A 275-nucleotide genomic window follows, 5' to 3' on the forward strand; every position below is an offset into this window, starting at 1 on the left:
GAAGCAGAGTGGGAAGCGAAAATCATCGAACTGGCAGGCTTCCTGGATTCTTACATCCCGGAACCAGAGCGTGCGATTGACAAGCCGTTCCTGCTGCCGATCGAAGACGTATTCTCCATCTCCGGCCGTGGTACTGTAGTAACCGGTCGTGTAGAGCGCGGCATCATCAAAGTGGGTGAAGAAGTTGAAATCGTTGGTATCAAAGATACTGTGAAATCAACCTGTACCGGCGTTGAAATGTTCCGCAAACTGCTGGACGAAGGTCGTGCGGGCGA

1 protein-coding gene is annotated in these 275 nt (G+C 52.4%); it reads left to right on the plus strand.

From position 1 onward, the window contains the following. Positions 1-275 (plus strand): EF-Tu/IF-2/RF-3 family GTPase (locus DW58_RS04250; RefSeq protein ID WP_035894703.1); only part of this gene is annotated, 275 nt, incomplete at both ends.

Source organism: Siccibacter turicensis LMG 23730 (assembly GCF_000463155.2).
GTDB lineage: Bacteria > Pseudomonadota > Gammaproteobacteria > Enterobacterales > Enterobacteriaceae > Siccibacter > Siccibacter turicensis.